Consider the following 15,205-nt stretch of genomic DNA (forward strand, 5'->3'; position numbering starts at 1 on the left):
CTGTTAGCAGAAGTGGTAAAGTAAGGGTATTGTTGTTTTACGAAGGAGCATATTTTCTTATGGGCAAAAAGCTGCTCCCAGGTCTCATCCATCGCTTGCCACAAAACGCGATGTCACGGACTATGGGCAAAATTACCGCTACTCCCTTTAGTCGATTAGCCATTCAACGATACATAAAGCACTATCAAATTGATACGTCGATCATAGAAAAGCCGGCGTCAGAATACCGTACGCTGAAGGAGTTCTTCTCCCGACGCTTGAAGCCCGCAGCGAGACCGATTGCACCTGGCCCAGATACCATCGTCAGCCCGGTAGATGGAACTGTTTCGCAGCTGGGGGATATTTGCGAAGGTACCTTGATTCAAGCAAAGGGAAAAGATTTCAGTGTGAGTGAGCTGTTGGGCGGTTCGGAGGAAGAGGCCAAGCGTTACTACGGTGGTAAATTTATCACCATTTATTTGAGTCCAAGGGATTACCACCGGATTCATATGCCAGTAACGGGCGATTTGAGTAGTTACTGCTATTTGCCTGGCAGACTCTATCCCGTTAACAAGCTCGGGATTGAAAACGTAGACCGTTTGTTTGCTCGCAATGAACGCTTGGTAACTCACATCAAAACAGATAGCTTGGGCGATATGGCTTTGGTAAAAGTAGGAGCCTTGTTTGTAGGCAGCGTGAAGGTCTGCTACAACACAGCTACGACGAACATCAAGCACGGTCGCCAAACCCACGAGAAGATTGCTGGGACACCTCGTTATGAAAAAGGCTCAGAGCTGGGCTGGTTCGAATTTGGATCCACCGTCATTTTGCTGTTGGAGTCCAACGAGCTCGAATGGGCAACAGGCGTTGAAAAAGGGAAGTCTCTCCTGATGGGGCAGGCGCTCGCGACAAAGAAGGCGTAATAACGTACGAGAAGAAGAGTTCACAGTCCAGGGCAAATGCCTTGGACTTGTTTTTTCTTAGGAGATGAAGATGTGGCTGCGGTGGGGAGAAGAATATTTCCAGTCTAGGCTCAGTGCTCCGTCCTGCTGAGGGTAAGTACTGTCCGCTCCGAAGGGATTCGCGGGGAAACGCAAAAGTGGTAGCCGCTACGTCGTATGGGCACGGTTGCGTTTCTTTTGCCCGCAAATCCCTTCTCCGCTTGGTAGGACTCCACAAGTCGCTACGTCTGGAAATATTCTTCTCTGGCGTAACTTCTTACATTCTTCAATCTTTTAAGTTCGTAAAAGATCGGTAAACACGGAAAGCTCGTAGAGGAAACAGGAGAAAACAGCGAAGATCTTAGGGACACCGCCCGAGGCGCAATGAAAAAAAGAGAAACAAGCCCTTAGCGTCCACCTCTGAGACGCTCCCAGAATGGACAACTTTGGACGCGGGTTTCGCTTTTTTCATGGAGCCGTGCAGTCAATCCCCCAGCGGTTGGCCCTAGAAGCTGAGCGTTTTCTCCTGTTTCCTCCCCACCACTACAGCAACAGCTCAAGCTCTCTAAATATGTAGCTACGGTGGGGAGAAGAATATTTCCAGTCTAGGCTCAGTGCTCCGTCCCACTGAGGGTTGGGACTGTCCGCTCCGAAGGGATTCGCGGGGAAACGCAAAAGCGGTAGCCGCTTCGTCGTATGGGCACGGTTGCGTTTCTTTTGCCCGCGAATCCCTTCGGAGCTCGGTAGGACTCCACAAGTCGCTACGTCTGGAAATATTCTTCTCTGGCGTAACTTCTTACATTCTTCAATCTTTTAAGTTCGTAAAAGATCGGTAAACACGGGAAGCTCGTAGAGGAAACAGGAGAAAACAGCGAAGATCTTAGGGACACCGTCCGAGGCGCAATGAAAAAAAGAGAAACAAGCCCTTAGCGTCCACCTCTGAGCCACCCCTTGAATGGACGACTTTGGACGCGGGTTTCGCTTTTTTTCATGGAGCCGGGCAGTCAATCCCCCAGAGGGTGGCCCTAGAAGCTGAGCGTTTTCTCCTGTTTCCTCCCCACCACTACAGCAACAACTTAAGGTCTCTAAATATGCAGCTACGGTGGGGAGAAGAATATTTCCAGTCTAGGCTCAGTGCTCCGTCCTGCTGAGGGATGGGACTGGCCGCTCCGAAGGAATTCGCGGGGAAACGCAAAAGTGGTAGCCGCTACGTCGTATGGGCACGGTTGCGTTTCTGTTGCCCGCGAATCCCTTCTCCGCTTGGTAGGACTCCACAAGTCGCTACGTCTGGAAATATTCTTCTCTGGCGTAACTTCTTACATTCTTCAATCTTTTAAGTTCGTAAAAGATCGGTAAACACGGAAAGCTCGTAGAGGAAACAGGAGAAAACAGCGAAGATCTTAGGGACACCGCCCGAGGCGCAATGAAAAAAAGAGAAACAAGCCCTTAGCGTCCACCTCTGAGATACCCCCTGAAAGGACGACTTTGGACGCGGGTTTCGCTTTTTTTCATGGAGCCGGGCAGTCAATCCCCCAGCGGGTGGCCCTAGAAGCTGAGCGTTTTCTCCTGTTTCCTCCCCAGCACTACAGCGATACAAAGTTTTTTATTGGCGAATAATCGATCAATATTTTTTTGCCGAAAACATTATTTGTTTTTCCTGACGAAATCCCCGTGAAAATTGACTGAACCCGCTCTTTTCAAGTAAGATCAAAGTTATGTGATACGATTCGGAGGTGGAAAGAATGAGTGCCATTACTCGCAAAGAAGTGGAACACGTAGCTAATTTGGCCCGTTTGCAGCTCACTGAGGAAGAAGCGGAGCGGTACACAAAAGACCTGAATGCCATTCTCGATTTTGCAGCCAAGCTGAATGAGCTCGATACATCCAATATTGAGCCAACCAGCCATGCGACAGACGTGAAAAACGTCATGCGCGAAGACGTAAACAGACCGTCCCTGCCGCGTGAGGACGTGCTGAAAAACGCACCGGATCACGAAGACGGACAGTTTAAAGTACCGGCTGTATTCGAATAACCTACTGGATAACGAGAAGGGAGGAACCCACTGTGTCGCTGTTTGACAAGCGATTGTCTGAGATACATAGCGCTCTGCGCGCAAAAGAGATTTCGGTAACGGATCTGGTGCAGGCTTCCATCGCTAGCATCAAGGAGCATGACGGAGAAATCAAATCCGTCCTGCATGTAGATGAAGAGGGAGCCTTGGCTCATGCTCGTCAATTGGACGAGCGTCTGGTTAAGGGAAATGAGGAGCTGGGTCTTCTCTACGGCTTGCCAGCCGGACTGAAAGACAACCTGGTTACAAAAGACATTCGCACGACTTGCGCGAGTAAATTTTTGGCGAACTACGATCCTGTCCATGACGGGACGGTTTCCAAAAAGGTGAAGGATGCCGACTCGGTTATCGTTGCGAAGCTGAACATGGACGAGTTTGCGATGGGCGGCTCCAACGAAAATTCCGGCTTTTTCCCAGCGAAAAACCCGTGGAACACCGACTACGTTCCGGGAGGCTCTTCCGGTGGTTCAGCGGCGGCAATGGCTGCACGTCATTTCTACTACACACTTGGCTCTGATACAGGTGGCTCCATCCGTCAGCCAGCTGCTTTTTGTGGCGTTGTCGGCTTGAAGCCTACATATGGACGCGTCTCCCGTTTCGGGCTGGTTGCGTTTGCGTCCTCGCTGGATCAAATCGGGCCTGTGACGAAAAACGTTGAGGATTCCGCCTATGTGCTGCAAGCGATTGCGGGACATGATGAATACGACTCTACCTCTGCCAATGTGGACGTACCGAATTACTTGTCCGCATTGACTGGAGATGTAAAAGGTCTGCGTATCGGGGTACCGAAAGAGTTGATCGGAGAAGGGATTGACCCTGAGGTTCGCGATGCTGTTTTGGCAGCATTGAAGCAGCTGGAGAGCATGGGTGCTACATGGAGCGAGGTTTCCATGCCGCACACGGAATATGCAGTGCCAGCTTACTACCTCTTGTCTTCTTCTGAAGCTTCGTCCAACCTGGCTCGTTTTGACGGCGTTCGATATGGTGTGCGTGCAGACAATGCGGCCAACCTGATCGAGCTGTACAAGGAATCCCGCAGCCAAGGTTTTGGTCAAGAAGTGAAGCGTCGCATCATGCTCGGAACCTACGCGCTCTCGTCTGGTTATTACGATGCTTACTACAAAAAGGCGCAGCAGGTGCGTACCCTGATCATCCAGGACTTCAACAGCATTTTTGCTGACTACGATGTCATCCTGCACCCAACGACGCCTTCTACGGCTTTCAAAGTAGGCGAAAACGTAGATGATCCGGTGAAAATGTATCTGGAGGATATTTGTACCGTTCCTGTAAACCTGGCTGGTTTGCCAGCAATCAGTGTGCCGTGCGGATTCTCCAAAAACGGTCTGCCGATCGGTTTGCAGATCGTAGGTCGTGCATTTGACGAATCCACCGTATTGCGCGTAGCCCATGCGTATGAGCAAACCGCAGGCTTCTACGGGCGCAAACCGGAATGGGTGAGGGGGTAAGAGCATGAGCAAGTACGAAACCGTCATCGGCTTGGAGGTTCACGCCGAGCTATCGACCAACAGTAAAATCTTTTGCGGCTGCCCGACTGAGTTTGGTGCACCGCCGAATACACATACATGCCCGATCTGCTTGGGACATCCAGGTGTACTGCCTGTAACGAACAAGCAAGCGGTAGAGTTCGCGATGAAAGCAGCTCTCGCCCTCAACTGCGAGATTTCCCGCGAGACCAAGTTCGACCGCAAGAACTACTTTTATCCGGATTCCCCAAAAGCGTACCAAATCTCGCAGTTTGACCAGCCGATCGGCTACAATGGCTGGATCGACATCGAAGTAAACGGTGAGACGAAGCGCATTGGGATCACTCGTCTGCATTTGGAAGAGGATGCGGGCAAGCTGACGCACAGCGATTTTGGCGGAGAGTCTCTGGTAGACTTCAACCGCGTCGGGGTACCGCTCGTCGAGATCGTTTCCGAGCCGGATATCCGCACACCGGAAGAAGCACGTGCGTATCTGGAAAAGCTGAAAGCGATCATCCAGTACACCGAAGTATCTGACGTTCGCATGGAACAAGGCTCCCTGCGCTGCGACGCCAACGTATCGATTCGTCCGTATGGTCAAGAAGAATTCGGAACCAAGGCCGAGCTGAAAAACATGAACTCCTTCCGCAACGTGCAAATGGGCTTGGAGTACGAGGTACTACGTCAAACGGAGGTAGTTTCTTCCGGTGGCAAGGTCGTTCAGGAAACGCGCCGTTGGGATGAAGCGAACAAGAAGACGTTGACGATGCGTTCCAAAGAGGAAGCACACGACTATCGTTACTTCCCAGACCCGGATCTGGTTCGCATGCAGATTTCCGAGGAGTGGATTGAAGCGGTTCGCGCAACCATTCCAGAGCTGCCAGATGCTCGTCAGGCACGCTATGTGAACGAGTTTGGTTTGTCTAAGGATGATGCAGGAGTCATTACGATCTCCAAGGAGACGGCTGATTTCTTTGATGAGACGGTGAAAACAGGAGCAGAGCCGAAGTCAGTAGCAAACTGGCTGATGGTTGACCTGTTGGCACACCTCAACGCCAACAACCTGGTGTTTGCCGATGTGAAAATGACACCAAAAGGCTTGGGTGAGATGATCAAGCTGATCGAGGACGGAACCATTTCCTCCAAAATCGCCAAAACCGTCTTCAAAGAGATGGTGGAGACCGGAAAAGAGCCGAAGCAGATCGTCGAAGAAAAAGGACTCGTCCAAATCAGCGATGAAGGCGCTCTGCGTCAAGTCGTCGTGGATGCCGTCAATTCCAACCCACAAGCCGTGGCAGACTTCAAGTCCGGAAACGAAAAAGCAGCTGCTTTCTTCGTTGGACAGGTCATGAAGCAAACCAAAGGGAAGGCAAACCCGGGAATGGTAAACAAGTTGATTCAGGAAGTATTGAACAGCCTGTAGGGCAAAACATACGACAGCACTTTCTCTGTAAGGGGAGGGTGCTGTTTTTTTGTGTTTTGATCTATGCTAAATAGTGGGAAAAAAGTAAGATAGAATGCATAGCTATCATCATAATTGATTAGGAGAAATGTTCATGACACAAAAATGGAAAAGTGCGACGGCTGCTTTTGCAGTGACAACCATGCTGTTGGGAACAGGTGCCCAGGCATTTGCTGCAAGTCCGGAAATGATCTTGAAAAATGCTGAAAACCCATCCAAAGAACAAGTCAAGCTGCCTGCTCGTGCGGTAGAGATTGTCGCTGCACTGGAGAAGCTGGAGCCTGCTTTAAAAGCTCTGACGCTCCGAGAGGTCGTTATTTCTGATTACGATGAAAATCAAGTGGATTTGTATATAAGCCATCCTGCCGATACCGAAATGAGTGCATATCTGCTTTTTGATCGCCAGAGCGGTGAATTACTTGGTTACGAGGCTTCCCCATTCATTTGGGAAGAGAATGAAAAGGTAACGGACGAAGCAATCGTGCAAAAAGCTGAGAAAGCTGTGCAAGAGTTGTTCGGAGAAAAGAAGCGAAAAATGACAGATGCGCCTCAATTGTCGAAAACGGTATACGATGAAGAAGAGTTGTTTATATACCCGAATGTGTACTTTCCGATTCTGCTAAATGGTCTGGAAATAGACGAAGCGCGCTACGGTATCGAGGTGGAAATGGATTCAGGCGGGCATTTGTTGGGCCTATCTTTTCAACCGCTAGATTTGACGGGTATACAGGTGGCTGATCCGAAAAAAGCTGTTACAAAAGAAGAGATTCGGAAGCAAATATTTACGCCCGAACGCCTTCGTTATGGCTATGTATGGGAAGGAACAGATGGGAAACCCGGTATCGAATATACAATGAGAACGGCGCCTGTATTTGATGCATTGACGGGAAAGGAGATCGAAATGGAATGGGGAGCAGATGAAGGGGATGGAAAACTCCATACATCTGATATCAAGGACATTTCCTTGAAACCCCAAGGGAAACCATTCATTGCAAAAGACGCAACCGATCAGCAGATTTTAGAGAATTTGTTTGAGGTTGATGCCAAGAAGTTGTATACAACCTATCGAAAAGATGAACAGCAGGGCGAAATCACTTATGATTGGTCGAACCCTATCGATTTTAATCGGGCCTCTATTATGGTGAACAAAGTGACTGGCGATATCGGTGGATACGTAAATTTGGCACATATCGAAAATCTCTCAGTGCCTCTAACAAAAGAGCAATCCTTGCAAAAGGCGATTACGTTCCTTGAGCCTCATGCTAAAAAAGCCGAGTGGCAAGTCGAAATGTATGAGGAAATCAAGAAAGAGGACAAGAAATCCGTCGAGCAGTATGGCTTTTTATTTTTCGAAAAACAAAATGGGATACCGCTCATGGAATATTCCTACGGAGTAGCAATTGATCCAAATAAGGGAAAAGTCGTTGAATTCGTGGCATCAGTTCCAGCAGAGGATCGTAAATATCCTGTGCTCAAACCATCTGTAACAGCCCAACAGGCAGCAGATAGTGTTTCCAAACAGGTACCGGTCAAGTTGACCTATATTTGGCCGAGGTCAGGAGAGAAGAATGCACCCATTCTCGTTTACAAACTCGATACCAGCAAAGGCTGGCCAACCGTCGATGCCGTAAATGGATCTTTTAAATGGGGAGAGTACGAGGATTAAGAAAGAAGGAGGGGATTTAATGAAACGAAATGGAAAACGCACAGCAATCGCATTGACAATAGCAATGATGCTGCCAGGAACAAGTGGAACAGCCTTGGCTGCAAGTCCTGAAATCCATCCTAGCCACATTGCATCTGCAACAAAAAGCGAGGAAAAGCTCCCGGAGCGGGCCACTCAAATCGTAGCTGCTTTAGAAAAGCTGGAGCCTGCATTGAAAACGTTGACGAAACGAACGATTGTGAAAAGTGAGATGGATGAAAAACTGTTAAACCTCTATCTGGAAAGTCCCGAATCCAATGACATGGGTGCCACTGTTGTCTTTGACAGCAAAACAGGGGAGTTGTTCACGTACAACGCTAGTTTGTATATTTGGAAGCAAGGGGAAATTGCGACAGACGAGGTTATTTTGCAACGGGCAGAAAAAGCAGTGCTTGAGTTATTAGGGGCAGACAAAAGAAAACAAGCAGGCTCTCCTCAATTATCCAAAGCTGTTGAAGAGGTAGACCCTGAAGAATTGACTGATCCCTTAGCAATATACCGTACCATTTATTATCCAGTTGTACTAAATGGGCTGGAGATATTGGGGAATAGGACGGGCATATACGTGACGACGGATTATGCTGGTCATATCTTGGGTGTATCCACTGAGCTACTCGATTTGAAAGAGACCAAGGTCCCAGATCCGAAAACGGCACTGACACCAGAAGCTGTCAAAAAGCAGTTTTTCACTCCTGATCGTCTTGAATTGGGCTATGTGCTGGAAGGGAAAGATGCCAAGCCGGGCATGCAATACTTATGGATGAATAACGCTTACATCGATGCCGTGACAGGAAAGCAGATTGACTTCACTCATGGAACTGAATTAGCCGGGAATGGAAAAAGAAATCCTGACAACCTGAAGAATATTACGCTATCGCCAAAAGGAGAGCCGCTTATTGTCAAAAGCAGGGCAGATGGAGAAAAAGTCGTCGCGGGCTTGTTTGACGTGGATACGAAGGTAATGTTCCCAGAATACTACACAGGAGAAGTAGATGGTGAGATCATACATTCCTGGAGCGATGAGTTTGGGTATGAAGACGTGTCCATTTCGGTGGATGCTTCTACGGGAGCGGTCACTAGTGCGGATATTTTTATGGAAACAAAAAGCTTGCCTGTTCCCTTATCGAAAGAAGAAGCCTTGAAAAAAGCAATTTCCTTCATCGAGCCATATGCCGCTAAATCCTCTACTGAATGGCAGGTTGAGATATTTGATCCATATAAACAGCCGAAATTGGCTGATTGGATGATCGAGTTGAATGAAGGAGAGGGTGAAGAGGAGGAGGACACAGGAACAGGAACGTATACCTTCATTTTTTATGAATTGCACGATGGGTTGCCTGTGTTCGACCGTTACTATTGGATGAAGGTTGATATAGAGAGTGGACAAGTATTTACTTTCATTGTGAATATGCCGGAAAAAGAGGGTACTCTTCCCATCCTGAAGCCATCCGTAACGGAGCAACAAGCTGCTGAAATCGTAGCCAAAAATCTCCCTGTAAAGCTGTCCTACTTCTGGCCAACCTACAAAGGCAAACAAGCTCCTTTTCTCACCCTTGTCTATACGGTTGACAAGAGCAAGAGCTGGCCTTACGTAGATGCTGTAAAAGGCACACTTGAATGGGGCGAATACGAGGAATAATTCGAACGAAAAAGAACGCAGCTTTTCTGACTGCGTTCTTTTTTCTATCCCTTTTATGTGGATGCCTGATTTGCAGTGAGTCCCGCCTGTATTTGTTCCAGTACCGATACGGCAGCACGTTCATTTCGCTCAATCGCCTGCAACAACGCAATAGCCTGCTTGCCCTTCTCCGCATCGTTCGGCTCGCCCCCAGCCGGGAATGGGAAGAGCTTGCTTAACGTGTCAAAGCCATCGGCAATCGCCCCGTACAAGCCAGCTGCTTCTTTCATCAGCGGACGAACCTCATCAAACACAGAATCTGTCCACGTATCTACGATCTCGCTCCAGAAAAGAGAGGCGTAGCGACGTGCATCCCCGTTCACCACGGTCGTATACGCGTTGCCATTTGGCTCTACCGTTCCCTTTTCATAGGCCTCCTGCCAAGCAGCATAGGTGGCTAGACCATTGACACAGCTCTGGTCCTGCGGCTCTTCTCCACGATAATGAACGAGTGCAGATTGGAGAGCATTTGCGAGCATCGTGCGTTGATCGATCGGAAACGCACGGTCGATGGCAAGGACAAATAACTCCTCGACGATACCCCGCCCCAAGTTTTCATAGGGAATGGTACTGTCATTTCGGCAGTTGTCTCCTGCGTAAAACACTCTTTTTTCATCATCATAGCCGTAGATCAATCCGAACTCTGGCATGAACAGATCCCAAGCAAGCACAGGATGCCCTTTGTCGATGGAGCGGTGAACCAGCTCCAATGCTTCTGGCAAGAGGACAGACAGCTGGCGCTTTTCGCGTGCCTCCGGGCTCAATAGCGAGGGAGCAACTTGATTGGCATTCATGCTTGGTTCGCAGGAAAGATGATACGAGGTGACGGCACGAGATTCAAAGCCCATGTTTTTCAAACCCTGCTGCAAGACTCGTTGAAAGTGAAACATTGTCGGGCCCGCAATATGGATATTTCCAGGGACGATCGTCAGGCGAAAGGCATGGCCGCTCAAGCCAAGGATCATCGGCAAAGACATTTTTCGTTCGGTCGATTCTACCATTCCGTATAGTGCCGCTGCGCAAGTAACCCAAGTAGGCATCGTGAATGCTTCTGGCTTATTCAATACTGCTTGTTTCATACTCCCCGCAACCTTTCTCGTCTTCATGTATTGATCAACAACGACACGAGTTTTTTCCTGAATCAGTTTTTTGCGAGAACGCGATAGCACTTGATAGACATTAGCCTGGGACATCTGGAACATGTGGGCGATCTCATGAGGGGCCAAATGATCAAAAAAATGAGATTCCACAATGCGTCTCTCCCGAGGATTGAGGCAGTACAGCAGGCTCCTGATTGTCTCAAACAGCTCACGCCGCACCATGACCTCTTCGGGATTGGTGTTCTGCGCAGAGTGCGACCAAGATCGTCCCAGCCTGTGCAGGATACTATCGAGGTCCTCCCAGTCAGCCGGTTCCTGCTCATGTGTTTGTTTGCCCATACTCGAGAAAACGGTTTCCCTTTTTTGCGGCCCCTTCGAAAGCCGTGTGTACGCCTGATTGCGCACAATCCGATGCAGCCAAGGAAGGAAACGTCGGCTGTCCACCAGCGTTCCCAGGTGCAAAAAAGCACGAATGAGAGCATCCTGAACGATGTCTTCGGCAAGAAAGGCTTCTTGTGTATACGACCGAGCATAGCCGTATACTTTGGAGCGATGACGCCTGACCAGCTCGCTAAACGCCTCCTGATCTCCGGCTTTTGCCTGCTCTACCAGAGCCTCGTCTTCTATCTGGGTGTGTTCCTCATGAGTCTTAGGCTTGATTATCAAGTGATCCATCGCAAAAACTCCTCGTGATTTGTTGATTTACTGTGTAGACTTCTGGTTCACGGATTTTCTGACATGGGATGGGAAAAAATTTTTGGAGTTTTTTAACCGACACATTTAGTTTAACAGAAGGGTGAAGTTCCTTATGATAGCGAAGATTTATTTATGCTTTAGGCAACGGGGTTACGGATAAAGGTGATATGTATTTGCTAAAATGTTATGACATGCTCTGGTAATTAAAGAGCGCTGTGGCAAGTATTTTTGTCGCAGTGTAATTCTTTTAGGAGGGTAGCATGAATAAATTTATTGGAGTAGTAGTTTTTTCGCTTTTAACAGTCATTATTTCTGGGTGCAATGGGACTCAATCAGTAAATACACCAATAGAAGTAACGCAAGAATCTCAAAAAGCACCTTCACAGATATGGATTCAAGCGTATTTGAATGGGTCAAATAAACCACAACCAGAATTAATAGAATCTAGCGAAGATAAAAGGCAAGTCGAACAAATTTACAAATGGATAAATGAAGGGGAAAAAGACCAGAAAATTACAGTTAGTAATATTGACCGAGTCTATCTCCTTCGTTTTGAATTTATGAGAGATGGCAAGATTGCAGAGAGTCAAAACTATTTGTATGTCATTACTACTGACAGTAAACTATATGCGAAACATGTGGAAGTGAATGAAAAGTATAACTTTGATAAGTATGATAGTAGCAAACTTTCTAACCTAATAAATGAAGCAGGAATTGAAGGATGGCAGGAATTGAAGTCTGGTGTAATTAATAATGAAGTGCTCCCGGGGTCACAAATTTCCAGAAGCTTCATAAGCTTGGCGTCAAGCGGTTAAGTATCGGCAATGCGCTATTTGACAAAATGGTTGCTCATGTAGAGAGCAGCGCAGCTCATCTTTTTGAGGCGAAGGATACGTCTTTGTTGTTTGAGCCAATAGACGTGTAACGTGAGTATAGTTTGGGAGAGAAAAAGCATGTTGCTGCGGCAGCATGCTTTTTCGTGCTGGTTATCCTGCCTTTTGACTGGGTTTGTTTTTGGCGGGCTGAGGTCGAATATCATAGATGAGAAAAATGCTTCCCAGAATCACGATCAGTCCCGTAATCATGCCGGCGGTGATCGTTTCATCCAGGAAAACGACACCCCAGATCATACCGAACAGCGGAATCAGCAGCGTAACACTTTGGGTCTTCGTCGGGCCTGCATTGGAAATCAAGTAAAAGAACAAAGGATACGCGATCGCCGTGCAGAAGATCGCCACTCCAACCACAGAGAATATGGCGGCAGGTGTCAATGAATCCATGGAAGTAGGCAGATTGAAGAGAGTAAACGGAATCAGGAGAATCGATGCACCGATTTGCTGACCAACTGCCACTGACAAGGGAGGAACGCCGGCAAGCGCTTTTTTGGCATACACGCCTCCAAATCCATACGACACGGTAGAAAGAATAGACAGTCCAACCGCTACAATCACTTCGAATGTAAGCGGGATGGAACTCCACCCTACCAAAATAGCAACCCCGATAATTCCTACGATGATGCCAACCCATTTTCCAAGCGTTAACGTTTCCTTGATCCACCCCCACGCGACGAGGGCCGAAAACACAGGAGTCAGCGAGTTGAGGATCGCCGACATGGACGCATTCAGATGGATCGCCGCAGTCGCAATGAGCATGAAGGGAATCGCTGCATTGAGAGCGCCCAGGATCAGATACTGTTTCCAGCGTGATTGAAAATCAGCGGAACGCCCGATGCAGGCAGTATAGATCAGCAAAGCAATCGCGGCGATCGTTACGCGTCCCTGGATGGTTAGAAACGGTCCCAGCACTGGGGATGCGATTCGAATAAAGAGAAAAGAAGCACCCCACAATGCGGCCAAACAAAATAAAGCGCTTAACACTTTACTTTTCATAATGCAGTTCTCCTCGTCCTCTTCTTACGACTCATCATACAGAGCGGATTGACATGAAAAAAGATCCAATTTACAGTTCATTTATTGTACCAATTTTACTGGCGGTGATCGTGGTGGATTTTCGTGTGTCATTCCACAAGTTTCTACAGGAATATCGGTTTACTTATTTAGCGCTCTATCACGCGATTAAAGAAGCGATTGCGACAGGTGCACTCCATCATGGAATGAAGTTGCCTTCCAGCCGTGAATTGGCGGGGCTCCATCAAATTTCGCGGGGAAGCGTGAATCAGGTCTATGACATGCTGGTTGCTGACGGATACGTCGTCTCGGAGGTCGGGCGAGGCACTTTTGTAACCTTTCAAGTGAATCATGAACTTCCTCTGGAAAAAGCGGAAACACCGCTGCAGCTGTCGAATTGGGGAGAAAGAATTTGCCGGATGCCGCTTCGGAAGCAGATCGAGGAAGGTTCCCCGATCAAAGTTGATTTTCGGATCGGGCGGACTGACTATCATCAGTTTCCCTTTCAAGAATGGAATCGCTTTATGTATGCAGAAGTGAGAAATTTCCTGGCCAAGCAGCATGAGGAGGCCAATGTCGCGCAAGGGCATCTCCCTTTGCGGGAAGCGATTGCGGTCCATTTGCGCAGAACACGAGGTATCCCGGCAAAAGCCGATCGGATCGTCGTCTGCAACGGATCCATGCAGGTGATTACCCTGCTGGCGCAATTACTGGTGAATCCGGGCGATCCGGTTATCGTGGAAGAACCGAGCTTTACGGGCATAAAAAAGGCGATTGCCTCGACAGGAGGCGTGCCCTCCCCCGTCCAAGTGGACAAATTCGGCATACAGGTTCATGATTGGAAGTCGCGTTTGCTCTTTGTTACACCTAGCAGACACTTTCCAACTGGCTCTATATTAAGCCAAGACAGGCGCAGGCAGCTTCTCGATTGGGCATCTCGTCAGGGAAGTATCATCGTAGAAGATGATTACGACAGTGAGTTCCGCTGGGGTGGAAGGCCCGTTGAGCCGTTGAAGGCACTGGATCAAGAGGATCGAGTCGCGTATGTCGGAACGTTTACGAAAACGACGCTCCCAGACTTACGAATCGGCTACGCTGTGCTGCCGAAGTGTCTTGTAGAGCCGATGATTCGGGCGAAACAATTATTTGAGCCGCATCCTTCGAACATGATGGAACAGCGGGCGCTGGCCGCATTTATGAAAAGCGGTCACTATGAACGGCACATACGCAGGATGAATCGAGTGTACGGGAAAAAATACGCTTTGTATCATCAAATGCTGCAAGAGAACATGGGATCGTTGTTTACTTTTCTCCAATCGGATGCGGGACTTCATATTTACAGTGTCTGGAAAAGGACGGAAGATGAATATATTCGTCTGCGAACTGCTTGCCGGCAAAAAGGCGTGATTTGGGAAGATGCTACTACTTATTTTATGCGCCCACCCGCTTCCGCTGCGTGCTTTGGTTTCTCGCATTTGAACGAGGAAGAGATGAAAGAAGGGATTCGCCTTGTCTTGGAGGCATGGGAATCTATAAGCACATAGCCACTCCGCTGATTGGAGTGGCTCTTTTTGCATGAAAAAAGAATCTATACCTTTTTCACAAATTCAGACTTTAACTTCATCGCTCCAAACCCGTCAATTTTGCAATCAATGTCATGATCGCCATCAACCAATCGGATGTTTTTGACTCGTGTTCCGATTTTAAGAACGGATGAGCTTCCTTTTACTTTCAGGTCTTTGATGACGGTTACTCAAAAAAACGACATCGACCGATTTGTAACAATTTCCACTCTCCCCTATAATGAACGTACAGGAAGAAAAAGGAGGATGGAAGCACATGAAGCTCATTTCTGTGGCAGGAGAAAGTGTGGCACCTGGAAAAGGTGGTTCACCGTCTGATACATTTGATCGTTCCATTGCTACGTGGCAAGAAAACGGTCAAGAAAAAACAATAACAGTCACCTACGTACGTTATTTTGGCAAAGTGCTCGCTGAACGGGGCATTTACGATCAAGAGGCAGAAGGTGTTCCTGTCAGCCATTTGGTAGCGACGCTGTTTTTAGAAAAGCACCCTGAGGCAAAAGAAACCCGTCATTATATTAACGATACGGCGGCTTTCGTCGCGCTGTTTGAAGGCTTTTCCCTGACCAAGTGGAAAGAGCGTTATCCGCTGTAGGAT

At 48.2% G+C, this 15,205-nt stretch carries 11 protein-coding genes and 1 pseudogene; 9 read left to right on the top strand and 3 right to left on the bottom strand.

Annotated features, from left to right (window positions below; all coding sequences use genetic code 11):
• The first annotated feature begins 59 nt into the window (after positions 1–59).
• From asd to BBR47_RS03860, 6 genes are all read left to right on the top strand, one after another.
• The gene (gene asd, locus BBR47_RS03835) at positions 60–902 is read left to right on the top strand and encodes an archaetidylserine decarboxylase (RefSeq protein ID WP_012684433.1); all 843 of its coding nucleotides are present in this window, start codon (positions 60–62) and stop codon (positions 900–902) included.
• A gap of 1,760 nt (positions 903–2,662) precedes the next feature.
• Positions 2,663–2,953, top strand: a complete 291-nt coding sequence (gene gatC / locus BBR47_RS03840; RefSeq protein WP_007717539.1) for an Asp-tRNA(Asn)/Glu-tRNA(Gln) amidotransferase subunit GatC — start codon at positions 2,663–2,665, stop codon at positions 2,951–2,953.
• 32 nt (positions 2,954–2,985) lie between these two features.
• The gene (gene gatA / locus BBR47_RS03845; protein ID WP_012684434.1) at positions 2,986–4,458 is read left to right on the top strand and encodes an Asp-tRNA(Asn)/Glu-tRNA(Gln) amidotransferase subunit GatA; all 1,473 of its coding nucleotides are present in this window, start codon (positions 2,986–2,988) and stop codon (positions 4,456–4,458) included.
• Positions 4,459–4,462: 4 nt separating this feature from the next.
• Positions 4,463–5,899, top strand: a complete 1,437-nt coding sequence (gatB, locus tag BBR47_RS03850; RefSeq protein WP_012684435.1) for an Asp-tRNA(Asn)/Glu-tRNA(Gln) amidotransferase subunit GatB — start codon at positions 4,463–4,465, stop codon at positions 5,897–5,899.
• A gap of 133 nt (positions 5,900–6,032) precedes the next feature.
• On the top strand, positions 6,033–7,604 hold the full coding sequence (locus tag BBR47_RS03855; protein ID WP_012684436.1) for a YcdB/YcdC domain-containing protein: 1,572 nt from the start codon (positions 6,033–6,035) through the stop codon (positions 7,602–7,604).
• A gap of 19 nt (positions 7,605–7,623) precedes the next feature.
• Complete coding sequence (locus tag BBR47_RS03860; RefSeq protein WP_012684437.1) at positions 7,624–9,282, top strand: YcdB/YcdC domain-containing protein; 1,659 nt, start codon at positions 7,624–7,626, stop codon at positions 9,280–9,282.
• Positions 9,283–9,335: 53 nt separating this feature from the next.
• On the opposite strand, the gene BBR47_RS03865 is transcribed toward BBR47_RS03860, so the two are convergent.
• Positions 9,336–11,096, bottom strand: a complete 1,761-nt coding sequence (locus tag BBR47_RS03865; protein ID WP_012684438.1) for an RNA polymerase sigma factor — start codon at positions 11,094–11,096, stop codon at positions 9,336–9,338.
• Between the two features lie 281 nt (positions 11,097–11,377).
• On the opposite strand from BBR47_RS03865, the gene BBR47_RS03870 reads away from it, so the two are divergent.
• Positions 11,378–11,932 carry a hypothetical protein gene (locus tag BBR47_RS03870; protein WP_012684439.1) on the top strand — a complete coding sequence of 185 codons (555 nt, stop codon included), beginning with the start codon at positions 11,378–11,380 and terminating at the stop codon, positions 11,930–11,932.
• 171 nt (positions 11,933–12,103) lie between these two features.
• On the opposite strand, the gene BBR47_RS03875 is transcribed toward BBR47_RS03870, so the two are convergent.
• Positions 12,104–13,006, bottom strand: a complete 903-nt coding sequence (locus BBR47_RS03875) for a DMT family transporter (RefSeq protein ID WP_012684440.1) — start codon at positions 13,004–13,006, stop codon at positions 12,104–12,106.
• Positions 13,007–13,059: 53 nt separating this feature from the next.
• Between BBR47_RS03875 and BBR47_RS03880 the strand changes: the two genes are divergently transcribed.
• Positions 13,060–14,568: a PLP-dependent aminotransferase family protein gene (locus BBR47_RS03880; RefSeq protein WP_081437215.1), complete on the top strand. Its 1,509-nt coding sequence runs from the start codon at positions 13,060–13,062 to the stop codon at positions 14,566–14,568.
• 44 nt (positions 14,569–14,612) lie between these two features.
• Here BBR47_RS03880 and BBR47_RS30040 read toward each other — a convergent pair.
• Positions 14,613–14,777, bottom strand: a pseudogene (locus BBR47_RS30040) (zinc ribbon domain-containing protein YjdM); the annotation flags it as partial.
• Positions 14,778–14,863: 86 nt separating this feature from the next.
• Here BBR47_RS30040 and BBR47_RS03885 point away from each other — a divergent pair.
• The gene (locus tag BBR47_RS03885; RefSeq protein WP_012684442.1) at positions 14,864–15,202 is read left to right on the top strand and encodes a hypothetical protein; all 339 of its coding nucleotides are present in this window, start codon (positions 14,864–14,866) and stop codon (positions 15,200–15,202) included.
• Positions 15,203–15,205: the final 3 nt, after the last annotated feature.

The organism is Brevibacillus brevis NBRC 100599 (assembly GCF_000010165.1).
In the GTDB taxonomy this organism is placed as follows: Bacteria; Bacillota; Bacilli; order Brevibacillales; family Brevibacillaceae; genus Brevibacillus; species Brevibacillus brevis_D.